The 21880-nt window shown below is 66.6% G+C and carries 19 protein-coding genes; 9 read left to right on the forward strand and 10 right to left on the reverse strand.

Annotated features, from left to right (window positions below):
• Window positions 1–368 precede the first annotated feature (368 nt).
• From CUJ89_RS37030 to CUJ89_RS38160, 3 genes are all read right to left on the reverse strand, one after another.
• On the reverse strand, window positions 369–2069 hold the full coding sequence (locus CUJ89_RS37030; RefSeq protein WP_114182506.1) for a dihydroxyacetone kinase family protein: 1701 nt from the start codon (window positions 2067–2069) through the stop codon (window positions 369–371).
• Window positions 2070–2283: 214 nt separating this feature from the next.
• On the reverse strand, window positions 2284–3438 hold the full coding sequence (locus CUJ89_RS37035; RefSeq protein WP_114182352.1) for a sigma-54 interaction domain-containing protein: 1155 nt from the start codon (window positions 3436–3438) through the stop codon (window positions 2284–2286).
• 84 nt (window positions 3439–3522) lie between these two features.
• On the reverse strand, window positions 3523–3852 hold the full coding sequence (locus tag CUJ89_RS38160) for a hypothetical protein (RefSeq protein ID WP_161556596.1): 330 nt from the start codon (window positions 3850–3852) through the stop codon (window positions 3523–3525).
• A gap of 65 nt (window positions 3853–3917) precedes the next feature.
• On the opposite strand from CUJ89_RS38160, the gene msuE reads away from it, so the two are divergent.
• Together msuE and sfnG are read left to right on the forward strand one after the other, a co-directional pair.
• Window positions 3918–4478: an FMN reductase gene (gene msuE / locus CUJ89_RS37045; protein ID WP_114182353.1), complete on the forward strand. Its 561-nt coding sequence runs from the start codon at window positions 3918–3920 to the stop codon at window positions 4476–4478.
• Window positions 4479–4514: 36 nt separating this feature from the next.
• On the forward strand, window positions 4515–5618 hold the full coding sequence (gene sfnG, locus CUJ89_RS37050; protein WP_114182354.1) for a dimethylsulfone monooxygenase SfnG: 1104 nt from the start codon (window positions 4515–4517) through the stop codon (window positions 5616–5618).
• Between the two features lie 54 nt (window positions 5619–5672).
• Here the strand turns inward: sfnG and CUJ89_RS37055 are convergent, their stop codons facing one another.
• Window positions 5673–6320 (reverse strand): LysE family translocator, encoded by a 648-nt coding sequence (locus CUJ89_RS37055; protein WP_114182507.1) that lies wholly within the window; start codon window positions 6318–6320, stop codon window positions 5673–5675.
• 106 nt (window positions 6321–6426) lie between these two features.
• Between CUJ89_RS37055 and CUJ89_RS37060 the strand changes: the two genes are divergently transcribed.
• Complete coding sequence (locus CUJ89_RS37060; protein WP_114182355.1) at window positions 6427–7278, forward strand: LysR substrate-binding domain-containing protein; 852 nt, start codon at window positions 6427–6429, stop codon at window positions 7276–7278.
• A 22-nt stretch (window positions 7279–7300) separates the two neighbouring features.
• On the opposite strand, the gene CUJ89_RS37065 is transcribed toward CUJ89_RS37060, so the two are convergent.
• Window positions 7301–8188: a LysR substrate-binding domain-containing protein gene (locus CUJ89_RS37065; RefSeq protein WP_114182356.1), complete on the reverse strand. Its 888-nt coding sequence runs from the start codon at window positions 8186–8188 to the stop codon at window positions 7301–7303.
• A 153-nt stretch (window positions 8189–8341) separates the two neighbouring features.
• On the opposite strand from CUJ89_RS37065, the gene CUJ89_RS37070 reads away from it, so the two are divergent.
• A complete protein-coding gene (locus tag CUJ89_RS37070; protein ID WP_114182357.1) occupies window positions 8342–11389 on the forward strand; it encodes an FAD-binding and (Fe-S)-binding domain-containing protein in 3048 nt (1015 codons plus the stop codon).
• A gap of 86 nt (window positions 11390–11475) precedes the next feature.
• Here the strand turns inward: CUJ89_RS37070 and CUJ89_RS37075 are convergent, their stop codons facing one another.
• Window positions 11476–11778, reverse strand: coding sequence for an XRE family transcriptional regulator (locus CUJ89_RS37075; protein ID WP_114182358.1), 303 nt, complete (start codon window positions 11776–11778; stop codon window positions 11476–11478).
• Between the two features lie 87 nt (window positions 11779–11865).
• Window positions 11866–13020 carry a branched-chain amino acid ABC transporter substrate-binding protein gene (locus tag CUJ89_RS37080; protein ID WP_114182359.1) on the reverse strand — a complete coding sequence of 385 codons (1155 nt, stop codon included), beginning with the start codon at window positions 13018–13020 and terminating at the stop codon, window positions 11866–11868.
• Between the two features lie 870 nt (window positions 13021–13890).
• On the opposite strand from CUJ89_RS37080, the gene CUJ89_RS37085 reads away from it, so the two are divergent.
• The 3 genes from CUJ89_RS37085 to CUJ89_RS37095 all read left to right on the forward strand — a co-directional run bounded on the left by CUJ89_RS37085 (window position 13891) and on the right by CUJ89_RS37095 (window position 15787).
• Window positions 13891–14559 carry a nitroreductase gene (locus CUJ89_RS37085; protein ID WP_114182360.1) on the forward strand — a complete coding sequence of 223 codons (669 nt, stop codon included), beginning with the start codon at window positions 13891–13893 and terminating at the stop codon, window positions 14557–14559.
• A 54-nt stretch (window positions 14560–14613) separates the two neighbouring features.
• Window positions 14614–15069, forward strand: a complete 456-nt coding sequence (locus CUJ89_RS37090; RefSeq protein WP_114182361.1) for a sodium:proline symporter — start codon at window positions 14614–14616, stop codon at window positions 15067–15069.
• Between the two features lie 217 nt (window positions 15070–15286).
• Window positions 15287–15787: a hypothetical protein gene (locus tag CUJ89_RS37095; RefSeq protein ID WP_114182508.1), complete on the forward strand. Its 501-nt coding sequence runs from the start codon at window positions 15287–15289 to the stop codon at window positions 15785–15787.
• Between the two features lie 58 nt (window positions 15788–15845).
• Here the strand turns inward: CUJ89_RS37095 and CUJ89_RS37100 are convergent, their stop codons facing one another.
• The 3 genes from CUJ89_RS37100 to CUJ89_RS37110 form a co-directional block, all read right to left on the reverse strand.
• Window positions 15846–17009, reverse strand: coding sequence for an acyltransferase family protein (locus tag CUJ89_RS37100; RefSeq protein ID WP_114182362.1), 1164 nt, complete (start codon window positions 17007–17009; stop codon window positions 15846–15848).
• Window positions 17010–17216: 207 nt separating this feature from the next.
• A complete protein-coding gene (locus tag CUJ89_RS37105) occupies window positions 17217–18389 on the reverse strand; it encodes a porin (protein WP_114182363.1) in 1173 nt (390 codons plus the stop codon).
• Between the two features lie 144 nt (window positions 18390–18533).
• A complete protein-coding gene (locus CUJ89_RS37110; RefSeq protein WP_114182364.1) occupies window positions 18534–19367 on the reverse strand; it encodes a helix-turn-helix transcriptional regulator in 834 nt (277 codons plus the stop codon).
• A 240-nt stretch (window positions 19368–19607) separates the two neighbouring features.
• Here CUJ89_RS37110 and CUJ89_RS37115 point away from each other — a divergent pair, with 240 nt between their 5' ends.
• Window positions 19608–20729 (forward strand): polyamine ABC transporter substrate-binding protein, encoded by a 1122-nt coding sequence (locus tag CUJ89_RS37115; RefSeq protein ID WP_114182365.1) that lies wholly within the window; start codon window positions 19608–19610, stop codon window positions 20727–20729.
• Window positions 20730–20740: 11 nt separating this feature from the next.
• Window positions 20741–21874, forward strand: a complete 1134-nt coding sequence (locus tag CUJ89_RS37120; RefSeq protein ID WP_114182366.1) for an ABC transporter ATP-binding protein — start codon at window positions 20741–20743, stop codon at window positions 21872–21874.
• The last annotated feature ends 6 nt before the right edge of the window (window positions 21875–21880 follow it).

Raw genomic sequence — 21880 nt, forward strand, 5'->3', positions numbered from 1 at the left:
GGGCGGGCGCCGACGAGGATCAAAGTAATCCCGCCAATTGGCGATGCCCGATGTCATAGGACGATGTGGAGATCGGGGTTTTCCCGTGCAGGGGATGGCGGTTTGCGCAGGGGGCGGCCCGGACGGCCGGTGCGCGGTTTGGTTCGTGCTCCGGCTAGGTTTGCGCGGGCGACGGGATTGTCCCGTACCGGTTTTGGCGGACCAGACTTGTTACTGGATTCGGCCGCACGCGATCAGGCATCCGAATGGAAACCTTCGTTCCGCGCCTGTGGTGCATTGCAACGTCAGCCATGTCGGGACGCCGCCGCACGGCTGCCAGGCAGGTTGATGCGGGCGGCGCGGCCGGCCCGCCTCGCGCGCGCCGCCGCCTATCGCACGTGCTGCTGCAACGCGCGCAGCCAGTACGACACCGCCACCGCGCCGCCATCCGGCGTGCCGATCGCGCGCTCGCCGAGATAGCTCGCGCGTCCCGCGCGCGGCGTCATGCGCGCCGTTTCCTGTGCGCCATGCTCGGCCGCCTCGACGGCCGCCGCCCACGCGCTCGCGGGATCGCGATCATGGTCGAGCGCATGGTCGAACGTATCGGCGGCCGGCACCAGCGCATCGAGCATCGTCCGGTCGCCGGCATGGGCACCGCCCAGTTCGCTGATCGAATCCGCCGCCGCGCGGAACGCCGCTGCCCAGTCGCGCGCCGACGGCTCGGCGATATCGGCCAGCCGGCGCGACGCGCGCAGCAGCGCGGTCGCATAGAACGGTCCCGAACTGCCGGCGATCGCGCGGCGCAAGGCGGCGCCGAGCGCCGCGAGCGCACCCGCCGGCGTGCCGTACGCGGTTTCGGGCAGTTCGAGGATCGCCTGCGCGGCGCGCAGCATGCTTGCGCCGAGATCGCCGTCGCCGGCCGCCGCATCGAGGTCCGTCAGCGTCTGTTCGTGGTCGATCAGCGTCCGTGCGACCGCGTGCAGCGCCGGCTGCAGGCGTGCGGCCCACGCGCGGCCGGCCGCGTCGAGCGGCGGCAGCGCTGCGTCGCGCGAGTCGGCCGCGGCCACGCGGATTCGCTCATTCACGGCGCCGCCGCCCGGCCATGCGCGCGCCTGCGTCGGCGCGTCGAGCAGCGCCGCGCGTTCGTCGTTCAGCCGCAGCACCGAGATCGAGCAGCCGGGCATGTTCAGCGCCGACAGGAACGTGCCGGCCCACGCACGCGTGACGACGATGCCGCGCCGGCTCAGGTTGTCGTACGCGGCGCGCAGCACGATCGCGAGTTCCATGTCCGGCGTCGCGCCGAGGCCGTTGACGAACAGCGCGACGCGTTCGCCGCTGTCGAGCACGAGATCGGCGACGATGCTCGACAGCAGCGTGTCGACCAGTGCGTCGGCCGGCAGCGGCGCGCGGCGTTCGACGCCTTTCTCGCCGTGGATGCCGAGGCCGAGCTCGATCTCGTGATCGGCGAGGCTGAAGCCCGACTTGTCGGCGCCCGGGATCGTGCAGCCGTCGAGCGCGACGCCCATCGTGCCGAGTTCGGCCGCCGCGTCGCGCGCGATCGCGGCGACGCGGGCGAGCGGCAGCCCGCGCGCGGCGGCCGCGCCGGCGAGCTTGTGGATCAGCACGGTGCCGGCGATCCCGCGCCGCTGGCCGCGCTCGACGCGGCCGCGCAGCGACACGTCGTCGGCGACGATGACCGTCTCGACCGGAATGCCTTCCGCCCGCGCAAGCTCGGCGGCGAGCCCGAAATTGAGCCGGTCGCCGGTGTAGTTCTTCACGATCAGGAGCGCGCCGTTGGGGCCGGCGCTCGCGCGGATCGCAGCGAGCACGGCGTCGGTGGACGGCGACGTGAAAACTTCGCCGCAGACGGCCGCGCTCAGCATCCCTTCGCCGACGTAGCCGCCGTGCGCGGGCTCGTGGCCGCTGCCGCCGCCGGAGAGGATCGCGACGGACCGCTGCGCCGGCTCGGGCAGCGGCTGGCGGACGAGCACGTGCTCGTCGCCGAGGATCGCGAGATGCGGCGATTGCCGCGCGATGCCTTCCAGCATTTCTCGCACGACATCGGACGGGCGGTTCACAAGCTTTTTCACGGCGACGATTCCTGACGGGTGAACGGTGCTCGGTCGGGCCCGCACGGGCGCCGGACGGCTTTCGTGTTGCGGATGATCGTGCAGGCGCGCTGTCGCAGGCAGGGTCGGCATCGCCGGCCGCATGCGGCGACGGGCGCGCGCTTCGCGCCACGATACATCAGGTCGGGACGTCGTTGCACGGATCGCGGGCGCGATCGTGCCGTGCCGGAAGCGCCTACTTCACCGCCGCAATCTCCTTCGCGCGAATCAGCCGCGCACGCAGTACGTTGCGGCTGATGCCGAGCAACCGGGCGGCGCGGATCTGGTTGCGATGGCTGAATTCGAACGCGACGCGCATCACGGTGTCCTCGATGCGTTCGAACAGGTTGCCGTGTCCGTCGTCGAACAGGGCGCGCAGCGCGCGTTCGAGCGCTTCCTGCGCGCCGGCGGACGATTCCGGCCCGCGTGCGCCGGCCGCCGGCATGCACGGCGGCGCGATGGGCAGGTCGGTGTCCTGCAGCGCATCATGGCGGCTCACGAGCAGCGCGTGATGGATCACGTTCTCCAGCTCGCGGATATTGCCGGGCCAGCTGTGCGCCGCGAGCCTGCGCTCGGCGCGCGGGTCGATGCCGCGCGGCCCGTCGCCGAGACGGCTGCGGTAGTCGTCGAAGAAGTGGCGCGCGAGCGGCAGGATGTCGCCCGGCCGCTCGCGCAGCGCCGGCACCGCGAGCTGCACGACGTTGAGCCGGTAGTACAGGTCGCCGCGAAAACGTCCGGCCGACACCGCATGCTGCAGGTCGACATTGGTCGCCGCGACCACGCGCACGTTGACCGGAATGCCCGTGCGCGAACCGAGCCGCACGACCTCGCGCTCCTGCAGCACGCGCAGCAGCTTGACCTGCATCGACAGCGGCAGGTCGCCGATCTCGTCGAGAAACAGCGTGCCGCCGTGCGCGGCTTCGAACCAGCCGGGCTTCGCGTTGAACGCGCCCGTAAACGCCCCTTTCTCATGGCCGAACAGTTCGCTGTCGACGAGCGTTTCGGAGAACGCGCCACAGTTCACCGCGACGAACGGCCCGTCGCTGCGATTGCCGAGATCGTGCACATGGCGCGCGATCAGTTCCTTGCCGGTGCCCGTCTCGCCGACGATCAGCACGTTCGCATCGCTCGGCGCGACGCGGCGAACCTGTTCGAGCAGCGCGAGCGAACGCGGATCGACGAACACCTGCGCGGGCGCACGGACCGGTGCGTCGCGCCCGGGCAGCGTCAAGACTGACGCGATGCGCTCCGCCGCCGGCCGGTCGGCCGGATCGCGCGGTTCGGGTTCGTTGCGGGGTGCGGTGACGACACGCAGGTTGAGCGGACGCGGCGAAGCGTAAATGGATGTCATGGCGGTGAACCGTTGGATGGCCGGACGGGGCGGACCGGTGCCGACGGGCGCCACGGTCCGGTTGCTGCGTGGTCAGCAAAGTGTTCAACGTTTCGCGGCGCGCGAAAAGCATCGATTTCTGATAACCAAAGCGCGATTGCTGCGCAGCGTGCAACGGTGCGGGAGAGCGGCGTGGGCGTGACGCTGAGGCAGCGGATTCGGCGTCATCGCGTGCGACGCGCTGCTGCCTGCGCAGCAGCGAATCAGCAGCGCCGCTTCATCCGGTTCATCGCGCGGCGGAATATCGATGTGATGCGTTCGCCGGAACGCTTGCCACAGCCGGTCATTTGGTGCGAGCGGCCCGCCCGGCGGGCGATTGAGAAAAAGCTTCGCGATGCAGATGATCCGGTCGTGACGCAGCGGAGCAAATGGCACGCTCCTTGCTGATCCGAAACGGTATCGCCGCGGCAACGCGCGGCTCGACAACGGGAACGCATCGCATGAGCAACACCCTCAACGTGGTCGCAATATCGGGCGGCCTGCAGCGGCCGTCGCGCACGCTGGCGCTGACCGGCGCGATCGTCGCGGCGCTCGGCGCCGCGGTGCCGATCGACACGCGGCTGATCGAACTCGGTGAAATCGGCAGCCGGCTGGCCGGCGCGCTGACGCGCGCGCAGGTGCCGGCCGACCTCGAAGCGCTGATCCGCGCGATCGAGACGGCCGATGCGCTCGTCGTCGCGAGCCCCGTGTATCGCGCGTCGTACACGGGCCTCTTCAAGCACCTGTTCGACCTCGTGCATCACGACGCGCTGGTCGATGTGCCCGTGCTGCTCGCGGCTACGGGCGGCAGCGAGCGTCATGCACTCGTGATCGACCATCAGCTCCGCCCGCTGTTCAGCTTCTTCCACGCGCGCACGCTGCCGGTCGGCGTGTACGCATCCGAAAGCGATTTCGACCGCTACGAGATCGCGAGCCCGGCGCTGCGTGCGCGCATCGCGCTCGCCGTCGACCGCGCGGCGCCGCAACTGCGCGCGCGTGCACTTCCCGCCGCGGCCGCGTAGGCCGTCACCGCTTTTCCCCACGACCAGGACACACTCATGAGCCTTACCGACCCTTCCGCCGACGGCGTCAAGTTCGCCTACTGGGTGCCGAACGTCAGCGGCGGCCTCGTCGTCAGTACGATCGAGCAGCGTACCGACTGGAGCCTCGAATACAACCAGCAGCTCGCGCGCACGGCCGAGGCGGCCGGCTTCGACTACGCGCTGAGCCAGATCCGCTTCACGGCCGGCTACGGCGCCGAATACCAGCATGAGTCGGTGTCGTTCAGCCAGGCGCTGCTGCATGCGACGACGAAGCTCAAGGTGCTCGCCGCGATCCTGCCGGGGCCGTGGCATCCGGCCGTGGTCGCGAAGCAGCTCGCGACGATCGACCATATTTCGAACGGGCGCATCGCGATCAACGTGGTGAGCGGCTGGTTCAAGGGCGAATTCACCGCGATCGGCGAGCCGTGGCTCGAGCACGACGAACGCTATCGGCGCTCGAAGGAATTCATCCAGGCGCTGAAGGGCATCTGGACGCAGGACAACTTCACGTTCAAGGGCGACTTCTACCGCTTCAACGACTACACGCTGAGCCCGAAGCCGGTGCAGAAACCGCATCCGGAAATCTTCCAGGGCGGCAGCTCGCGCGCGGCACGCGACAACGCGGCGAGCGTGTCGGACTGGTATTTCACGAACGGCAATACACAGGAGAACCTGAAGGCGCAGATCGACGACATCCGCGCGAAAGCGGCCGCGAACAACCATCGCGTGCGCATCGGCGTCAACGCGTTCGTGATCGCGCGCGACACCGAGGAAGAGGCGCGGGCGGTGCTCGACGACATCATCCGGCACGCGCACGTCGAGGCCGTGCATGCGTTCGGCGATGCGGTGAAAGAGGCCGGCAGCGCGTCGCCGGAACGCGAGGGCAACTGGGCGAAATCGACGTTCGAGGATCTGGTGCAGTACAACGACGGCTTCCGCACGAACCTGATCGGCACGCCGCAACAGATTGCCGAGCGGATCGTCGCGCTGAAGGCGATCGGCGTCGATCTCGTGCTGGCCGGGTTCCTGCATTTCATCGAGGAGGTCGAGTATTTCGGCCAGCGCGTGCTGCCGCTCGTGCGCGAACTCGAGGCGCAGCGGCAGGCGGTGGCCGCGTGATGCGTGCCGGTTGGGGCGCAGCGTGCGATTGCGTGAGCGCGCGCCGCGCGAGACTCACGCTACGCCCGCCAGCTTCGATGCATCGACAACCATCTGCACGCCGAGGCTGCCGAGGATAAGGCCCATCGCCCAGCGCTGCGCGAGCAGCAGCGTCGGGCGCCCGTGCAGGAACTTCGCGATGCTGCTCGAGCAGATCGCCACCAGCCCGTTTGCCGACGCGAACGCGGCGATCAGCAGCGAACCGAGAAACAGCGATTGCCCGAGCACGCTGCCGTTCCGGTAGTCGATGAACTGCGGCAGCAGCGACAGGAACAGCATCGCGAGCTTCGGGTTCAGCACGCTGGTCGTCGCGCCCATCGCGAGCAGGCGCAGCGGCTGTTCGCTCGGCAGTGCCTGCACCTCGAACGGCGAGCGCCCGCCCGGCCTGACCGCCTGCCATGCCAGGTACAGCAGGTAGGCCGCGCCTACCGCGCCCAGCACGCTGCCCGCATAGGGCACGCTCATGAACAGCGTCGTGATGCCGAACGCCGCGCCGAACATGTAGAACAGGTAACCGATCATCACGCCGGCCAGCGAAATGAGCCCGGCCGTGCGTCCTTGCGCGATCGAGCGCGACATCACGTAGACCATGTTCGGCCCCGGCGTGACCGCGAGCATGCCGCCGATGACGAGAAATCCGTAGAGCGATCCGGACGTATGCATGTTTTCCGCTTCCTGCAACGAGTGCTGACCGGATTCATTGTCCGACCGTGGAGGGGAACAGTAAAACGGGATAAACTGAATCGATTGATCAGATTTTCTGAATGAAATGAAAAAGCTCGACCTCGATGTGCTGGCGATGGTGGTGGCCGTGGCGGAATCCGGATCGTTCGCGCAGGGCGCGCAGGCCGTGCACCGGTCGCCGTCGGCGGTGAGCATGCAGATCAAGGCGCTGGAGGACGCGCTCGGCAAGCCGCTCTTCATCCGCGACACGCGCAACGTGACGGCCACCGACGACGGCACGATGCTCGCCGAATACGGCCGCCGGATGCTGGCGATGCGCGACGAGGCCTGGGCGTCGGTCGTGCGCCCGGAAATCCGCGGCCGCGTGACGATCGGCGTGCCCGACGATTACATTTCGTCGCTGTTGCCGCAGGTGCTCGGCAAATTCGCCGCGATGCATCCGCGCGTGGAAGTGCGGGTGATCGGCCAGCCGAGCAGCGCGCTCGTGCCGATGCTGAAGGACAACACGGTCGATCTCGCCTGTCTCACGCGGATCAAGGGCGTGACCGGCGAACTGATCCGGCTCGAACCGCTTGTCTGGACCGGGTCGCCGAAACGGAACGTGTGGGAAGAGCGGCCGCTGCCGGTGGCCTTTTTCACGCACGGCGGCAGCATGGCGCGCGATCATGCGATCAAGGCGCTGAACCGGCAGAACATCCCGTTCCGGATGTCGTACGAAAGCCCGAGCTTCCTCGGGCTGCTCAGCATGGTGGAGGCCGGGCTCGCCGTCGCGCCGCTGGCGCGCTGCTGCATTCCCGAGCACCTCGTCCAGCTTTCCGAGAGTCACGGGCTGCCGTCGCTGGGTGAACTCGAGGTCGTACTCGCGCGCAGCGCGCAGTCCGCGCGTGCGCCGTGCGACTACCTCGCCGAGCAGATTCTCGACGAATGGCGCGCGTGACCGGCACGTTGCCGGCGGCGTGTCAGCACGATTTCAGCAACCATTCGCGGAACGCGACGAGCGACGGCAGCGTTTCGTTCCCCGGCGGGTAGACGAGGTAGTAGCTGCGCTGGCTGGTAATCGCGTCGCCGATCGACACGAGTTCCTTGCGGCTCAGTTCGTCCTCCACCAGCACCTTCGGCACCAGCCCGATCCCCATCCCGGCCCGGACGGCCTGGATCAGATGCGACGTCAGCTCGAAGCTCGGGCCGACGCGCATCTGGCGATGGTCGAGCCGATAGTGCGAGAACCATTCGGCCCACGCCTGCTGGTTGCTCGTCACGCCCAGCAGCGTCTGCTTCGCGGCCCAGGCCGGCGTGTGCGCGCCAGCCTTGCGGTTGCCGCCATCGGGGCTCGCGATCGCGATCAGGAACTCGTTGTACAGCCGATGCGCATGCAGGCCGGGCCAGTCGCCCACGCCGACGGTAATGGCCGCGTCGAGGTCGTCGTTGAGGAAATCGATCGCGCCGATCCGCGAATGAAGGTGCACGGTCACGCCCGGATGCGCGGCGTAGAAGTCGTGCAGGTGCGGCAGCAGCCATTTCGAGCCGAACGTCGGCAAGGTCGCGAGCCGCAGCGTGCCGGCGCCCGCCTGGTGGGACATCGCCTGCAGCGTCGCGCCGCGGATGCGGCCCAGTGCGCCGCTCAGCTCGACGAAGTAGCGGCGTCCGACTTCCGTCAGCTTCACGGAGCGGCCCTCGCGCCGGAACAGCGACACGCCGAGCTGATCCTCGAGCGTCTGGACCTGCCGGCTGATCGCGCTCTGGCTCAGCGACAGCTCCTCGGCCGCGCGCGTGTAGCTTTCGTGCCGCGCGGCTGCCTCGAACACGAGCAGCAGCGACATGGACGGGGTGAGGCGACGGTAATTCATGAGTTTTATGCAAGCTTTTCCGGGGGAGAATTCGTTTGTTTCTCGCGTAGATTCGCAAGATACTGGATTTCCGGGTTGCGTGGAACCTTGCTCAAAGCTCATGTTTTTGACCGAGGCAGCGCCCCGATTCCGTTCACCTCGCGCCTTTGCCCCATGTCCATCGCTCCGTTGCCCCGTCCCGCCAGCCCGCCCGCGAACGCGTACCGCGACTTTCTCGCCGCGTTGCAGGCCGCCGGATTCGCCGGGGAAATCCGCGCGGACCATGCGAACCGGACGGTCCAGTCCACCGACAATTCGATCTACCAGCGCCTGCCGCAAGCGGTGATCTGCCCCGCCCATGCCGACGACGTCCGGCTGCTGGCCCGGCTGCTCGCCGAGCCCGCGCATCGCGACGTCGCGGTGGCCGCGCGCGGCGGCGGCACCGGCACCAACGGGCAGTCGCTGACCGACGGCGTGGTCGTCGACTTGTCGCGGAACATGAACCGGATCCTGGAAATCAACGTCGAGCAGCGCTGGGCGCGGGTGCAGGCGGGCGTCGTCAAGGATCAGCTCAATGCCGCGCTGAAGCCGCACGGGCTGTTTTTCGCGCCGGAGCTGTCGACGTCGAACCGCGCGACCGTCGGCGGGATGATCAACACCGACGCGAGCGGGCAGGGCAGCTGCACGTACGGCAAGACGCGCGATCACGTGCTCGAGCTGGATTTCGTGCTGATGGGCGGCGAGCAGCTGCACAGCGACGCGCTCGCGGACGACGAGCTGGCGCGCCGCTGTGCGCGACAGGACCGCATCGGCAAGGTCTACCGCACCGCACGGCGCATCAGCGACGACAAGGCGGCGCTGATCGAAGCGAAGTTTCCGAAGCTCAACCGCTGCCTGACCGGCTATGACCTCGCGCACCTGCGCGAACCCGACGGCCGCTTCAACCTGAACAGCGTGCTGTGCGGCGCTGAAGGCTCGCTCGGCTTCGTCGTCGAAGCGAAGCTCAACGTGCTGCCGATCCCGAAGTATTCGGTGCTGGTCAACGTGCGTTACGCCGGCTTCATGGACGCGCTGCGCGACGCGCGCGCGCTGATCGAGCACAAGCCGCTGTCGATCGAGACGGTCGACTCGAAGGTGCTGATGCTGGCGATAAAGGACTTCGTGTGGAGCAGCGTGGCCGAGTATTTTCCGCAGGATGACCCGCGCCCGACGCTCGGCATCAACCTGATCGAATTCAGCGGCGACGACGCGGATGACGTCGACGCGCGCGTACGCGCCTTCGTCGACCATCTGCGCACCGATACGAGCGTGGAGCGGCTGGGCCATACGCTCGCGGCCGGCGACGATGCGGTGAAGCGCGTGTATGCGATGCGCAAGCGCGCGGTCGGCCTGCTCGGCAACGTGCAGGGCGAGGCGCGTCCGCAACCGTTCGTCGAGGACACCGCGGTGCCGCCCGAGAACCTGGCTGCGTACATCGCCGAATTCCGCGCGCTGCTCGATAGCCACGGGTTGCAGTACGGGATGTTCGGCCATGTCGACGCGGGCGTGCTGCATGTGCGCCCGGCGCTCGACATGAAGGACCCGCGGCAGGCCGCGCTGGTGCGGCCCGTGTCGGACGCGGTGGCCGAGCTCACGCAGCGTCATGGCGGCCTGCTGTGGGGCGAGCACGGCAAGGGCGTGCGCTCCGAATATGCGCCGGCGTTTTTCGGCGAGCTGTATCCGTCGCTGCAGCAACTGAAGGCGGCGTTCGATCCGCACAACCAGTTCAACCCGGGCAAGATCGCGACGCCGCCGGACCACACGATGCGGCTGCTGAAGATCGACGAAGTGCCGACGCGCGGCGACCACGACCGGCAGATCGACGAGCGCGTGTGGCAGAGCTACGGCACCGCGATGCACTGCAACGGCAACGGCGCGTGCTACAACTTCGATCCGGACGACGCGATGTGCCCGTCGTGGAAGGCGACGCGCGAGCGCGTGCACTCGCCGAAGGGGCGTGCTTCGCTGATGCGCGAATGGTTGCGCCTGCAAGGGCAGGCCGGCGTCGACGTGGTAGCGGCGGCGCGTGCGCGGCAGCCGTTCCTGCGCGGTCTGGCTGCCCGCTGGCGCAACAGCCGCGCCGCGCGCGACGGCGAGGCCGACTTCTCGCACGAGGTGTACGACGCGATGGCCGGGTGCCTCGCCTGCAAGTCGTGCGCGGGGCAGTGCCCGGTCAAGGTCAACGTGCCCGAGTTTCGTTCGCGCTTTCTCGAGCTGTATCACCAGCGCTATCTGCGGCCGCTGCGCGACTACCTGATCGGCTCGCTCGAATTCACGATGCCGTGGATGGCGCGGGTGTCCGCGCTGTACAACGGGCTGATGCGAGCGGAATGGGTGCGCACGCTGCTGGAGCGGCAGGTTGGCATGGTCGACAGCCCGCTGCTGAGCCGCTTCGATCTCGCGGCCGTCATCCGGCAATGGCGCGTGAAGCCGGCCGAGCCGCACGCACTCGCGGCGCTGAGCGACGCGCAACGCGCGCGCAGCGTTGTCATCGTGCAGGACACGTTCACGCGCTATTTCGATACCGAGCAACTGGCGACGCTGATCGAGCTGGCGGCGCGCCTGGGTTTTCAGGTGTGGCTCGCACCGCTCGCGCCGAACGGCAAGGCGCTGCACGTGCAGGGCTTCCTTCAGGCGTTCGAGAAGGCGGCGATCCGCAATGCCGGGCAACTGGCCGCGCTGGCGCGCTCGGGCGTCGCGCTGGTCGGCCTCGACCCGGCGATGACGCTCACGTATCGGCAGGAATACCTGAAGGTGACGGGGCTCGCCGACGTGCCGGAGGTTGCGCTGCCGCAGGAATGGCTGCTGCAGACGCTGCCGGAAGCCGGCGCGGGCGGGGTGTCCGGTGCATACCGGTTGCTGCCGCACTGTACCGAGAAGACCAATGCGCCCGACAGCGGCAAGCAATGGGCGCAGGTGTTCGCGCGGCGCGGGCTGCGCTTGCAGGTTCAGGCAACCGGGTGCTGCGGGATGTCCGGCACCTATGGGCACGAGGCGCGCAATCTCGAGACGTCGAAGACGATCTATTCGCAGTCCTGGGCGACGCATGTCGATGCGCCGAGCGATGAAGGCGAGGCGCTGGCAACCGGGTATTCATGTCGCAGCCAGGTGAAGCGCATGTCCGCGCGGGAGTTGCGCCATCCGCTGCAGGCGCTGCTCGATCACGTTCGTGCGGCGGGGTGAAGATCGGGCGTCGCGCGTCGCGTTGCCCGTGAGATGACTTCGAGCGTCGAGTGGCAATCCATGCCGCTATCGACACACGCTGCGGCTCAGGCGCCGGCTTTCGCAGCTTTCCGTGAACGCGGCTTGTCGGCCGCAGGAAACGCACCGACGCCGCGCGGCCGTTTCGGCTCGATTCGCATCTGCCGGATCACGCGCCGGAAGTCGATCTCGTGCGCGGCCAGCGTGCCGATCAGTTTCGCGATGACCGCGAGGTGGGAAGGGACGGTGCCCTTGCTGGAATAGTTCGTGATCGAGCTTTCGTTCATCCGGATCAGTCGGGCAAACTCTCGCGCAGTCAGCTGCGCCTTTCTCAACTCCTGCTGAAATTCGGTATACGCCATTGCACACATGATGCTTCGTCTCCGTAAAACCTGAATCGGCCGGCGCGACGCCGGCGCCGACGGGTGGCGTTCCCGTCGTGCCGGCGTCGCGGCGGGTTACATCTTGACCTGATCGAGGAAGGACTTCTTGCCGCCCTTGTAGCCGTAGATCGAGATGATCCCGTGCGTCAGGTCGCCCTTCGCATCGAACGTCGTCGTGCCGATCACGCCGTCGTACTTCGTCGCCGGCATCGCCGCGAGGATCTTCGCCGGGTCGGTCGAGTTCGCGCGCTTCATCGCGTCGACGGCGATGTAGACCGCGTCGTACGCGAACGGCGCATCGAACTTGATGCCCTGGTTGAAGCGCTTCTCGTACTTCGCGACGAATGCCGCGCCGCCCGGCATCTTCTCGAGCGCCGCGCCGGCTTGCGAGCACAGCACGTTGTCGGCCGCCGGGCCGGCCAGTTCGGCCAGCGAGTCGGTGCACACGCCGTCGCCGGACAGGATCCGCGCGCGCAGGCCGAGTTGCTTCGCCTGCTTCGCGAGCGGGCCGCCGGTGGCGTCCATGCCGCCGTACATGATTGCGTCCGGGTTCTCGCCCTTGATCTTCGTGAGAATCGCGCGGAAGTCGACCGCCTTGTCGTTGGTCGCGTCGTGCGACAGCACCTTCAGGCCGAGCGCCTTCGCCTTCTTCTCGAACTCGTTCGCGAGGCCCTGGCCGTAAGCGGTCGAATCGTCGATCACCGCCACGCTCTTCACGCCCTTCGACTGCGCGTAGCTCGCGAGCGCCGGGCCTTGCTGCGCGTCGGTCGCGACGACGCGGTAAGTCGTCTTGAAGCCTTGCTGCGTGTAGGTCGGGTTGGTGGCCGACGGCGAGATCTGCACGATGCCCGCGTCGCTGTAGATCTTCGACGCCGGGATCGACGTGCCCGAGTTCAGGTGGCCAATGACGGCGACGACCTTGTCGTCGACCAGCTTCTGCGCAACCTGCGTGGCCTGGCGCGGGTCGGCGGCGTCGTCCTGCGCATCGAGTTGCAGCGTGACCTTCTTGCCGCCGATCGTGAGCCCCTTCGCATTGATTTCCTCGACCGCGAGGCGCGCGCCGTTCTCGTTGTCCTTGCCGAGGTGCGAGATGCCGCCCGTCGTCGGTTCAACGCTGCCGATCTTGACGACCTGATCGGCCATCGCGGTCGATGCGGCCGCAAACGCGGCGGCAGCCAGTGCGACGGTGATCAGGGGTTTGCAGCGCATGCCGACCGTGCTTCGTTCCATCTGCCATCTCCGAATTGAATGATCTTTCTATTGACGTCTCGACCGGCCGACGGCGAGGCCGGGGCGATCGGACGAGTCTCCATAGCCATCATGGGCTTCACTTGCATGGCGTCCGGCTGTGTGTCGTGCCACTCGGGTGAGCGGGTGGACCAACGCGTGACCCCATGCAATTCGTATGAATATATATGAAGCCGATTTTGCGCGCTGCGGCGAATCCCGTAGCGGGGCGGCGCGGCACGGTTCGGCGCCCGGATTTCGAGGGCTCTGGATGCCGGAAATCGTGCGCCGCGGCAGGCCACCGGCTAGTGTTTCGCTGTCGATGGCCTTACGGCCGCATCCATTATTCGGCCGGTCGCAGGGGCGAAGCCATGCACACTGATGCGCGGTCAATCGGGAACTGTTCGGTCGATTTGTCTGCACAGTTTGGTACCCTCACCCTCGCGCACCCGGCTCCACGGTAATGCTTCATCGAGGTCGGCGCCCCTATCATGCAACTAACGGTCAAGTCCGGCGACGTCGACGAATTGATGCGGGTCGACTGTCCGGACAATGCATTCGGCTCCGCAGATGCCGGAGTTCACCCGGACCGTCCCGCTTCCTGAACGTCGGCCGGTTTTGCTATTCGATGCAACCGCGATCCCGCGAACGTCCGCGCAATGCCGCGACACCACGCCTGCCATCGCCAGCAGACCGCGGCACGCCGTCTCGATTACGCAGGGTCGCCGGGGGCGAAGAAAGCGGCGCGCGATTCACGGCGCTGGGCGTGGGCCGCCGGATCGACGACAATGCGACCGTGGAAAACGAAGAGATCACAGAGATGAACCGGAATCGAGAATTTTTGCAGCCGTTCGGCGGCAGAGGAAGTAAGTAATGAATAGACCAGACAAGTCGTCGAAGGCGCGTGCGGCGCTTGACCAATTGTTCTCGGGCGTAGCGCCCGCGGACGCGAAGAGCGCGTCACGTCCGGGAAATCCGTTCGAGGCGGAGGGAGACGATGTGTCCGCTGTTCGCGACGCTCACGGCCGCGTCGAAGTCACGCTGTCGACCAGAATCCAGCTGCGCGGCTATCCGGGGGCGGATGCATTCATGGCGCGCATGGCCGAAGCCTGGGGCCTGGAGTGGGGGACGTACGACAGCGTTCAGGCCATCGCGAAGCTGCCGGTCGGGTGGCGATCGCGCCGGCTTCCGGAAGTCACGCAGATCGTCGACGGACACGATGTACTGCGAGCGGAGAGCAGCCTGCAGGGCGGCGAGATGTCGTATCTGAAAGTGAATCCCCGGTACTACATCGACGCACGCAAGGGGTTTGGCTGGGGCAAGTCATCGAAGGCATCCGACGATCCGGATCTGGACGGCCCCGACTGGAACTGTTTCGTGATCGATCGGGAAAAGTCCATCGAAGTGCACGAAATGACGACTTCGTCGTTGAAAGCCGATATGGACAATGCCCGGGCGACGTTGTTGAAATGGCTTGACGAGCACTACCCGAATCATCGCGATCCTTTTGCGTACTGGACGGACTGCGAACGCGCGTCGTAACGTAATTTTGCACGTCGGTTCAGTGCATTCGCGGGTCGCCACGGTGGACGACAATTGAAACGAGCCAGTCTGGTCCCGATTCTCTGGGCAGCATTTGGCGCGGCGCTCGGATCGACTCTCATCGAACTGCCGCTCTGGTGGCTCGCCGGCGATGACGCCATTCGGAACCTGTTTCGCGACGCGCGTCTTACGGCAGCCATCGTGATGGGGCGACGCGTGCTCGGCGCGTCCGCCGGCTTCGACCCGCTGGTCATGGGGGGCGCGACACTCGTGCATTTTGCGCTCTCGCTTGCCTATGCGGCCGTGCTGGCGAAGGTGGTCCGCGGCATGTCGCTCGGGGCCGCGCTGCTCGCAGGCGGCGCGTTCGGTCTCATCCTGTACGGCGTCAACCTGTACGCATTCACGGCGATCTTCCCGTGGTTCATTCCGGTTCGCGGCGCGATCACGCTGGTGGCCCATCTGGGATTCGGGATCACGGCAGCGGCGATCTGCCACCTCGTCAGACGCTAACCGCGGCAACGATTGTCGAGGGTTCCCGCCTCGGACATTTGCACCCAGACCCCTGGAATAACCCGGCGTGCTGCATCGTTTAGCCGTCAGGAGACCCGATACGAAGCGGCGAGCCGTTACCGCCGCGTGATGAATCTTGCGCAAGCAAACCGGTGTGCCGGGCGTCGCCAGCGACGCCACAGGTCAAGTGGTCGGGGCAACAATGCAGGAGCCGATCATGTGCAACTTGTTTCGATCCGGGATAGGCATCGTCTGTCTCGGTTTTTCCGCGTCTGTCTTCGCGCAAATGGTTGACGATCTACCGGACTATGGCGGAACCTGCCGTGCGGTCGTCGCGCAAGCGGAAATCGACGGCACGGAGCAGCAAATCGTGGGGCGTGCGTGTCTGCAAAGCGATGGCACATGGCAGATCGTGCAAAGCCCTGACGGCAGCGTCCAGTGGTACCCGGTGACGGCCTATCCGTACGCCGACCCGTGGTATTGGGGGCCGCCGCTTTTCATCGGCGCGGGGGTGAGCTTCATCTTCGTCGATCGTTTCCATCATTTCCGTCGCTTCGATCACATCGATCACTTCAATCATATGGATCATCGCCGCTTCGGCGTGCCAATGGGCGCGGGCTTTCACCGTGGCCCATTCCCCGTCGGTGCGGGTCACGGGTTCGGCGGAATGCATCGATTCGGCGGCATGAGCGGGGCTGGTGGAATGCGGCGACATTAGGGTGGTGTTTTCGGTTCGAGCGCGCGTCGTCTCGCGTATGCGTCGGGAACGCTTGCCTTTACAGGATCGACGCCAACCTTGGCAGTCGAAGCAAGAGGCCGGCAATCAGATAGCACGCCACGCAAGCGACGCAGCCGGTCACGGCGAACTTCAGGAAAGGGGCCGCCTGCACGTTTCTCCACGCGAGTGCGACAGCCACCAGCACGGGCGGATGGATGATGTAGATGGCGTACGCGCGTCGTGACAGCGGCTGCCACACACCCGTCAATCGATCGAAGCGTCGCTGAAAATGTCTTGTGAGAAACAGTATCGTTCCCCATGCGACAAGCGGTTCCCAAAACGCGTAGACCACCGCAAGCGGACGGCCACGCAATTCGGGAAAGTGCTTCGCGAGAAGGTAGGCGAGCGGCAAGACGGGTAACGCCAGCAGCGCGACGCGCCACCACCGGCCGACCTGCCGTGCCGGAAGATGCTCGATCCAGTGCACGCGGGCTGTCCGGCTACCGGCTGCGAACAGCACGACATAGCTGGCGAAGTACCCGAACTGAAGCCCCCATACGTTTATACCTACCGGCCATCGGGACCGCAAAGCCAGTGCCGCGATACCCGTCAGCACTGCCGCGGCGGCCAGTGTCGTGTCGGACGGGAAGGGTTGCCGAACGGTTGGCTCCGTCTCGCGATCCGCGGTGCGCGGGAATGCAGTGCTCCAGAGCGCCGCAGCCGCACTGAACATCAGCAAGGCCTCGGCGAACCACATGGGACCGTTCTCGAACGTGCCTTTCCGCCACAGGCGGGCCAGCGTATCCGCAAACGAGTGGCTCGTGCCCGACTGTGCCAGCGCGATCGTCGCGGGGCCGATCAGAAAGCCGTAGACCAGCAAGGGCAGGCCGAGCCTGAGCAACCGGTCCGCCAGGAAACGGGCGGCCCCCTTGCGATCGATGGACCCCGACGTGTAGTGGCCCGCCAGGAAAAAGAACAGGCCCATGAAGAACGCCTGGTTGATCGCGCAGAAGAGCGTCAGCAGCGCGGATTCCACGGATGTGTCCGCTGCCACCTCGTGGTAGTACCAGCCGCCGATCGCGCCGTACGTGATGGCGCAATGATGAAATACCACCAGCAGCGTCAGGCAGGCCCGCAACGCGTCCAGACCGGCGTTTCGACCTACGACAACCGCGTTGCGCGGCTCGAACGCGAAGTCGGCCGGGACGTCTTGAGCGCTCATCGCACTGCCTGTGTGGTTGGTCAGCCATGACCCGTACCGCGACGGGAATCGTCGCGACGATGCGTGCGCATCCGGCGGGCGTACAGGTCGGCAAATTACACCGTTGTTCTTACAACCTTCCAACAAGCACGGGAACGCGGACAGCGTAAACGGCGCAGGCGCGCACCGCGGTGCGCGCCTGCCGGGCTGCATCGTGCGATGACGCACTCAGAACTTGTGGCGAATCCCGACGATCGCGAGTTCCTGCGTATCGGTGCCGGAGTTCACACCGTACGAACCGACCGACGCGGCGGCCTTCACGGTCGCGCCGCTCGCGTTGAGCGTATTGCCGCTCGCCTTCTGGTAGCCAAACAGCGCGTACAGGTCGGTGCGCTTCGACAGCGCGTAATCCGCGCCGAGGTTGACCTGGTTGTAGTGCGCGGAAGCCGGGCCCGTCAGCGACGTGTAGTTGTAGCCGACGCCCGCGCGCAGCGCCGGCGAGAACTGCCAGTTGAAGAACGCCGAGCCGTTATTGAACTTCGCGTTCTGGCTGAAGGCCGACAGCGTGTCCGCGCCGTACTGCGTGTTCGAATACGCGAGGCCGAAGGTCGCCGGCCCGGCCACGTACTGGCCGGCCACGCGCACGATCTGGATCGACTTCGCGCTCGAGAAGCCCTGGTTGATCACGGTGTTGAACAGCGTGTCGGAACTGCTCGACCACGTGCGCACGCCATTCGCAACCGTCGAGCCGCCATTCGCGTAGAAGAAGCCGGCGCCGAGCGACAGCGGGCCGTTGGCGTAGCTCGCGCCGACGCTGTACGTGCGGCCGTTGCCGGTGGCGCCCGCGACGCCGCCGAAGCCGTACAGCGCCGCGAACTGGAAGCCCGAGATCAGCGGGCTCGTGTATTTCACCGAGTTGCTGACGCGCAGGCTGTTGTCGTAGTTGTCGAGGTCGCCTGGCGTCGCGAATACGCCGCCGAAGTAGTTGTCCTGCGTGAGGCCCTGCACCAGATCGACGACCGGATCGTACTGGCGGCCGAGCGTCACGGTGCCGTACGTGCTGCTCGCAAGGCCGACGACGGCCTTGCGGCCGAATTCGCGCTGGCCCTGGCCGAGCGCGCCCGTGCCGATGTTGAAGCCGTTCTCGAGCTGGAACAGCGCGGACAGGCCGCTGCCGAGATCCTCGATGCCGCGCAGCCCCCAACGGCTGCCGGACAGGTTGCCGCTGCTGAACCTGACGAGGCTCGACGCGTTGCCGCCGCTCGCGTTCTGCGCGTTGTGCACGTACGCGATGCCCGCGTCGGCGATGCCGTACAGCGTGACGCTGCTTTGTGCGTGGGCACCGGCGGCGTAGAGCGCGGCCGGCAGCGCGAGCAGTACGAATGACAGTATTCGTTTCATTGTTGGATTCCCCCGTTGGTCGATAGGCTGACGAGTCGGTGAACGATACGGACAGCGCATCGTCGAGGGAACCAATAAATTTTCGGATCGTTATGAGGTGGTGCGGTGATGGGTGCGCGCGCAACTAACCGGCGCCGGCGGAGCCTACATGTCGTGCCGCCGCGACGCGTTTCTCAGCACGAGTGTCATCAGCTGCCTGCGCGAATCGACGCCGAGCTTCGCGAATGCGCGCTTCGCGTACGTGTCGATGGTGGACGTCTTGAGCCCCATCGATTGCGCGATCGCGGCCGACGTCATGCCCTGGATGAACGACGCGCACACGTGCATTTCGCGTGCGGTCAGTCGTTCCTGCCATTCCGGCAGCCATTGCGCGACGCGGTCGAGATCGAGCTCGTCGCGTTGGCCTTCGTCCGCGCAGACCGCGCCGAGCAGGCGCTTGTGCGCGGACGCCATCGGCAGCACGACCTGCGAAAGCTGCTTCAACAGGCTCAGCTCCTTCAGCAAAAACGGCGGCAGCCGCCGCGAACGCGCGATCGAGATCGAGTAGCGCGTGCCGCCCGTCATGCCCGCGATCACGCATTCGTCGTGAATGTCGCCGGCGTCGAAGAACAGATGCCGGAGCTCGCTTGCCACGCGCTGCGACGACACCTGCAGCAACTGCACGTCGCTTTCGGTTTCGATCGCCGCATACGTTGCGTCATCGCTCGCGTAGCTGCGGTAGTAGTGGCGCATCACTTGCGCAACCAGCTCGGGCTCGCGGCCGAAGCTGCCGATCCAGCCAATGCTGCGCCGGCCCGGCGCCGCGCCGCGTTCGTAGTCGAGATGCACGGCGTCGAAGTCGACGTAGCGCACGAGGGTGTCGTAGACGGCGCGCATGAACTGCGGCGTCCCGACGGCTTGCGCGATGTCGCCAAGCGATTCCGTCACGAAGGCGACGTGGCTCAGCGGGAGATCGGGGGCGGGAAGCGCAGCGCTCATGACGTGGTGTTTCGAAGATTCGAGTGGCGCTACAGGTATCACGAATATTTTCGACTGCCTACGCGGGAATCTACCCAAACGGCCCTGATCGACGTCGCCGTTTGTCCCGGTTTGCGGGACTGACGGTGCGGGCCGCGATCTCTACATTGCCCCTTGTGCTGAACACCGCTTGACGGCGTTGACGCGAGTCCGGACCCGGACCGGGCGCAACGGCCGATCCCCATCACAAGGAGAATCCCCATGCGTATCCGTATCCGTCGTCACCCGGCCTTCCGCGCCGCGCTCGTCACGTCGGCGGGGCTGGCCCTCGCGGCCAGCCTGTCCGCCCAGGCGGGCGACGCCAACCTGAACGTGTACAACTGGTCGGAGTATGTCGCGAAGGACACGGTGCCCAGCTTCGAGAAGCAGTCGGGCATCAAGGTCCGCTACGACAGCTACGACAGCGACGATACGCTGCAGACCAAGCTGCTCGCGGGCAGCTCGGGCTACGACATCGTCGTGCCGACGTCGAACTATCTCGCGCAGCAGATCCAGACCGGCGTGTACCAGAAGCTCGACAAGTCGAAGCTGCCGAACCTCGCGAATCTCGACCCGGTGCTGATGAAGATGATCGCGAAGGCCGACCCGGGCAACCAGTACGGCGTGCCGTGGGCGTGGGGCACGACGGGCATCGGCTACAACGTCGAGGCGATCAGGAAGCGGCTCGGCGACAACGCGCCGACCGACAGCTGGGCATTGCTGTTCGACCCGGCGAATGCGGCGAAGCTGAAAGGCTGCGGTATCTCGATGCTCGACGCGCCGGACGCCGCGTTCGCGGCGGCGCTGCAGTACATGGGCAAGGATCCGAACAGCAAGAACCCGACCGATTATCAGGCGGCCTACGACGTGCTGAAGAAGATCCGCCCGTACGTGACGCAGTTCAGCTCGGCCGGCTATGCGGACGACCTCGCGAACAACGATGTCTGCGTCGTGCTCGGCTGGTCGGGCGACGTCAGCATCGCGCGGCGGCGCACGCTGGACGCGAAGCGGTCGTATGAAATCCGCTATGTGAATCCGAAGGAAGGCGGCCTGCTGTGGTTCGACGTGATGGCGATTCCGAAGGATGCGCCGCACCCGGAAGCCGCGCTGAAGTGGATCAACTATATCGAGGAGCCGAAGACCAACGCGGCAATCACGAACGAGATCTTCTATCCGAGCGCCAACAAGGCCGCACGCGCGTTCGTGACGCCGGCGGTCGTGCAGGACCCGAGCGTCTACCTGCCTGACAGCACGATTGCGAAGACGTCGCTCGCGATGCCGAGAAGCGCCGATATTGCGCGGATGCAGAACCGTCTGTGGCTGCAACTGAAGTCAGGCGGTTGAGGGAGACGACGATGATCCATACGCTACCCGCTGCGCCGGCCGCGGCCGCCGCACGCCCCGACGCGTTCGTGCGCATCGAAAACGTCGTGAAGAAATTTGGCGACAGCCCGGCCGTCGACAACGTGAACCTGACGATCGCGAAGAACGAATTGTTCGCGCTGCTCGGCAGCTCGGGCTGCGGCAAGTCGACGCTGTTGCGCATGCTCGCCGGGCTGGAAACGGCCACCTCCGGCAAGATCTTCGTCGACGGCGAAGACCTCGCGTCGCTGCCGCCGTACCGCCGCCCGGTGAACATGATGTTCCAGTCGTACGCGCTGTTCCCGCACATGTCGGTCGAATCGAACGTCGCGTTCGGCCTGAAGCAGGAAGGCACGCCGAAGCACGAGATCAAGGCGCGCGTGGCCGACGCGCTCGCGCTGGTGCAGATGAGCAAGTATGCGCAGCGCAAGCCGCACCAGCTCTCCGGCGGCCAGCAGCAGCGCGTCGCGCTGGCCCGCTCGCTGGTCAAGCGCCCGAAGCTGCTGCTGCTCGACGAGCCGATGTCCGCGCTCGACAAGAAGATCCGCCAGAAAACCCAGCTCGAACTGGTGAACATCATCGAGAAGGTCGACGTGACCTGCGTGATGGTCACGCACGACCAGGAAGAGGCGATGACGATGGCCAGCCGCCTCGCGGTGATGAGCGAGGGCAAGATCGTGCAGATCGGCGCGCCCGGCGAAGTGTACGAGTTCCCGAACAGCCGCTTCTCGGCCGAATTCATCGGCTCGACCAACCTGTTCGAAGGGCGCGTGGTCGAGGACGAACCCGATCACATCTTCGTCGAAAGCGACGACCTCGAAACGCGCATGTACGTGAGCCACGGCGTGACGGGCCCGCTCGGGATGCCGGTCGGCATCTCGGTGCGCCCGGAACGCGTGCACGTGTCGCGCGAGAAGCCGGGTTCGAAACACAACTGGGCGCGCGGCGTGGTGACCGACATCGCGTACATGGGCAGCTACTCGCTGTATCACGTGCGCCTGCCGAGCGGCAAGACGGTCGTGTCGAACCTGTCGAGCTCGCACCTGCTGCACGACAGTGCGCCGGCCTGGAACGACGACGTGTTCGTGTCGTGGTCGCCGGCGAGCGGCGTCGTGCTGACGCAGTGAGGACGA

Origin of the sequence: Burkholderia pyrrocinia (genome assembly GCF_003330765.1) — a bacterium.
In the GTDB taxonomy this organism is placed as follows: Bacteria; Pseudomonadota; Gammaproteobacteria; order Burkholderiales; family Burkholderiaceae; genus Burkholderia; species Burkholderia pyrrocinia_B.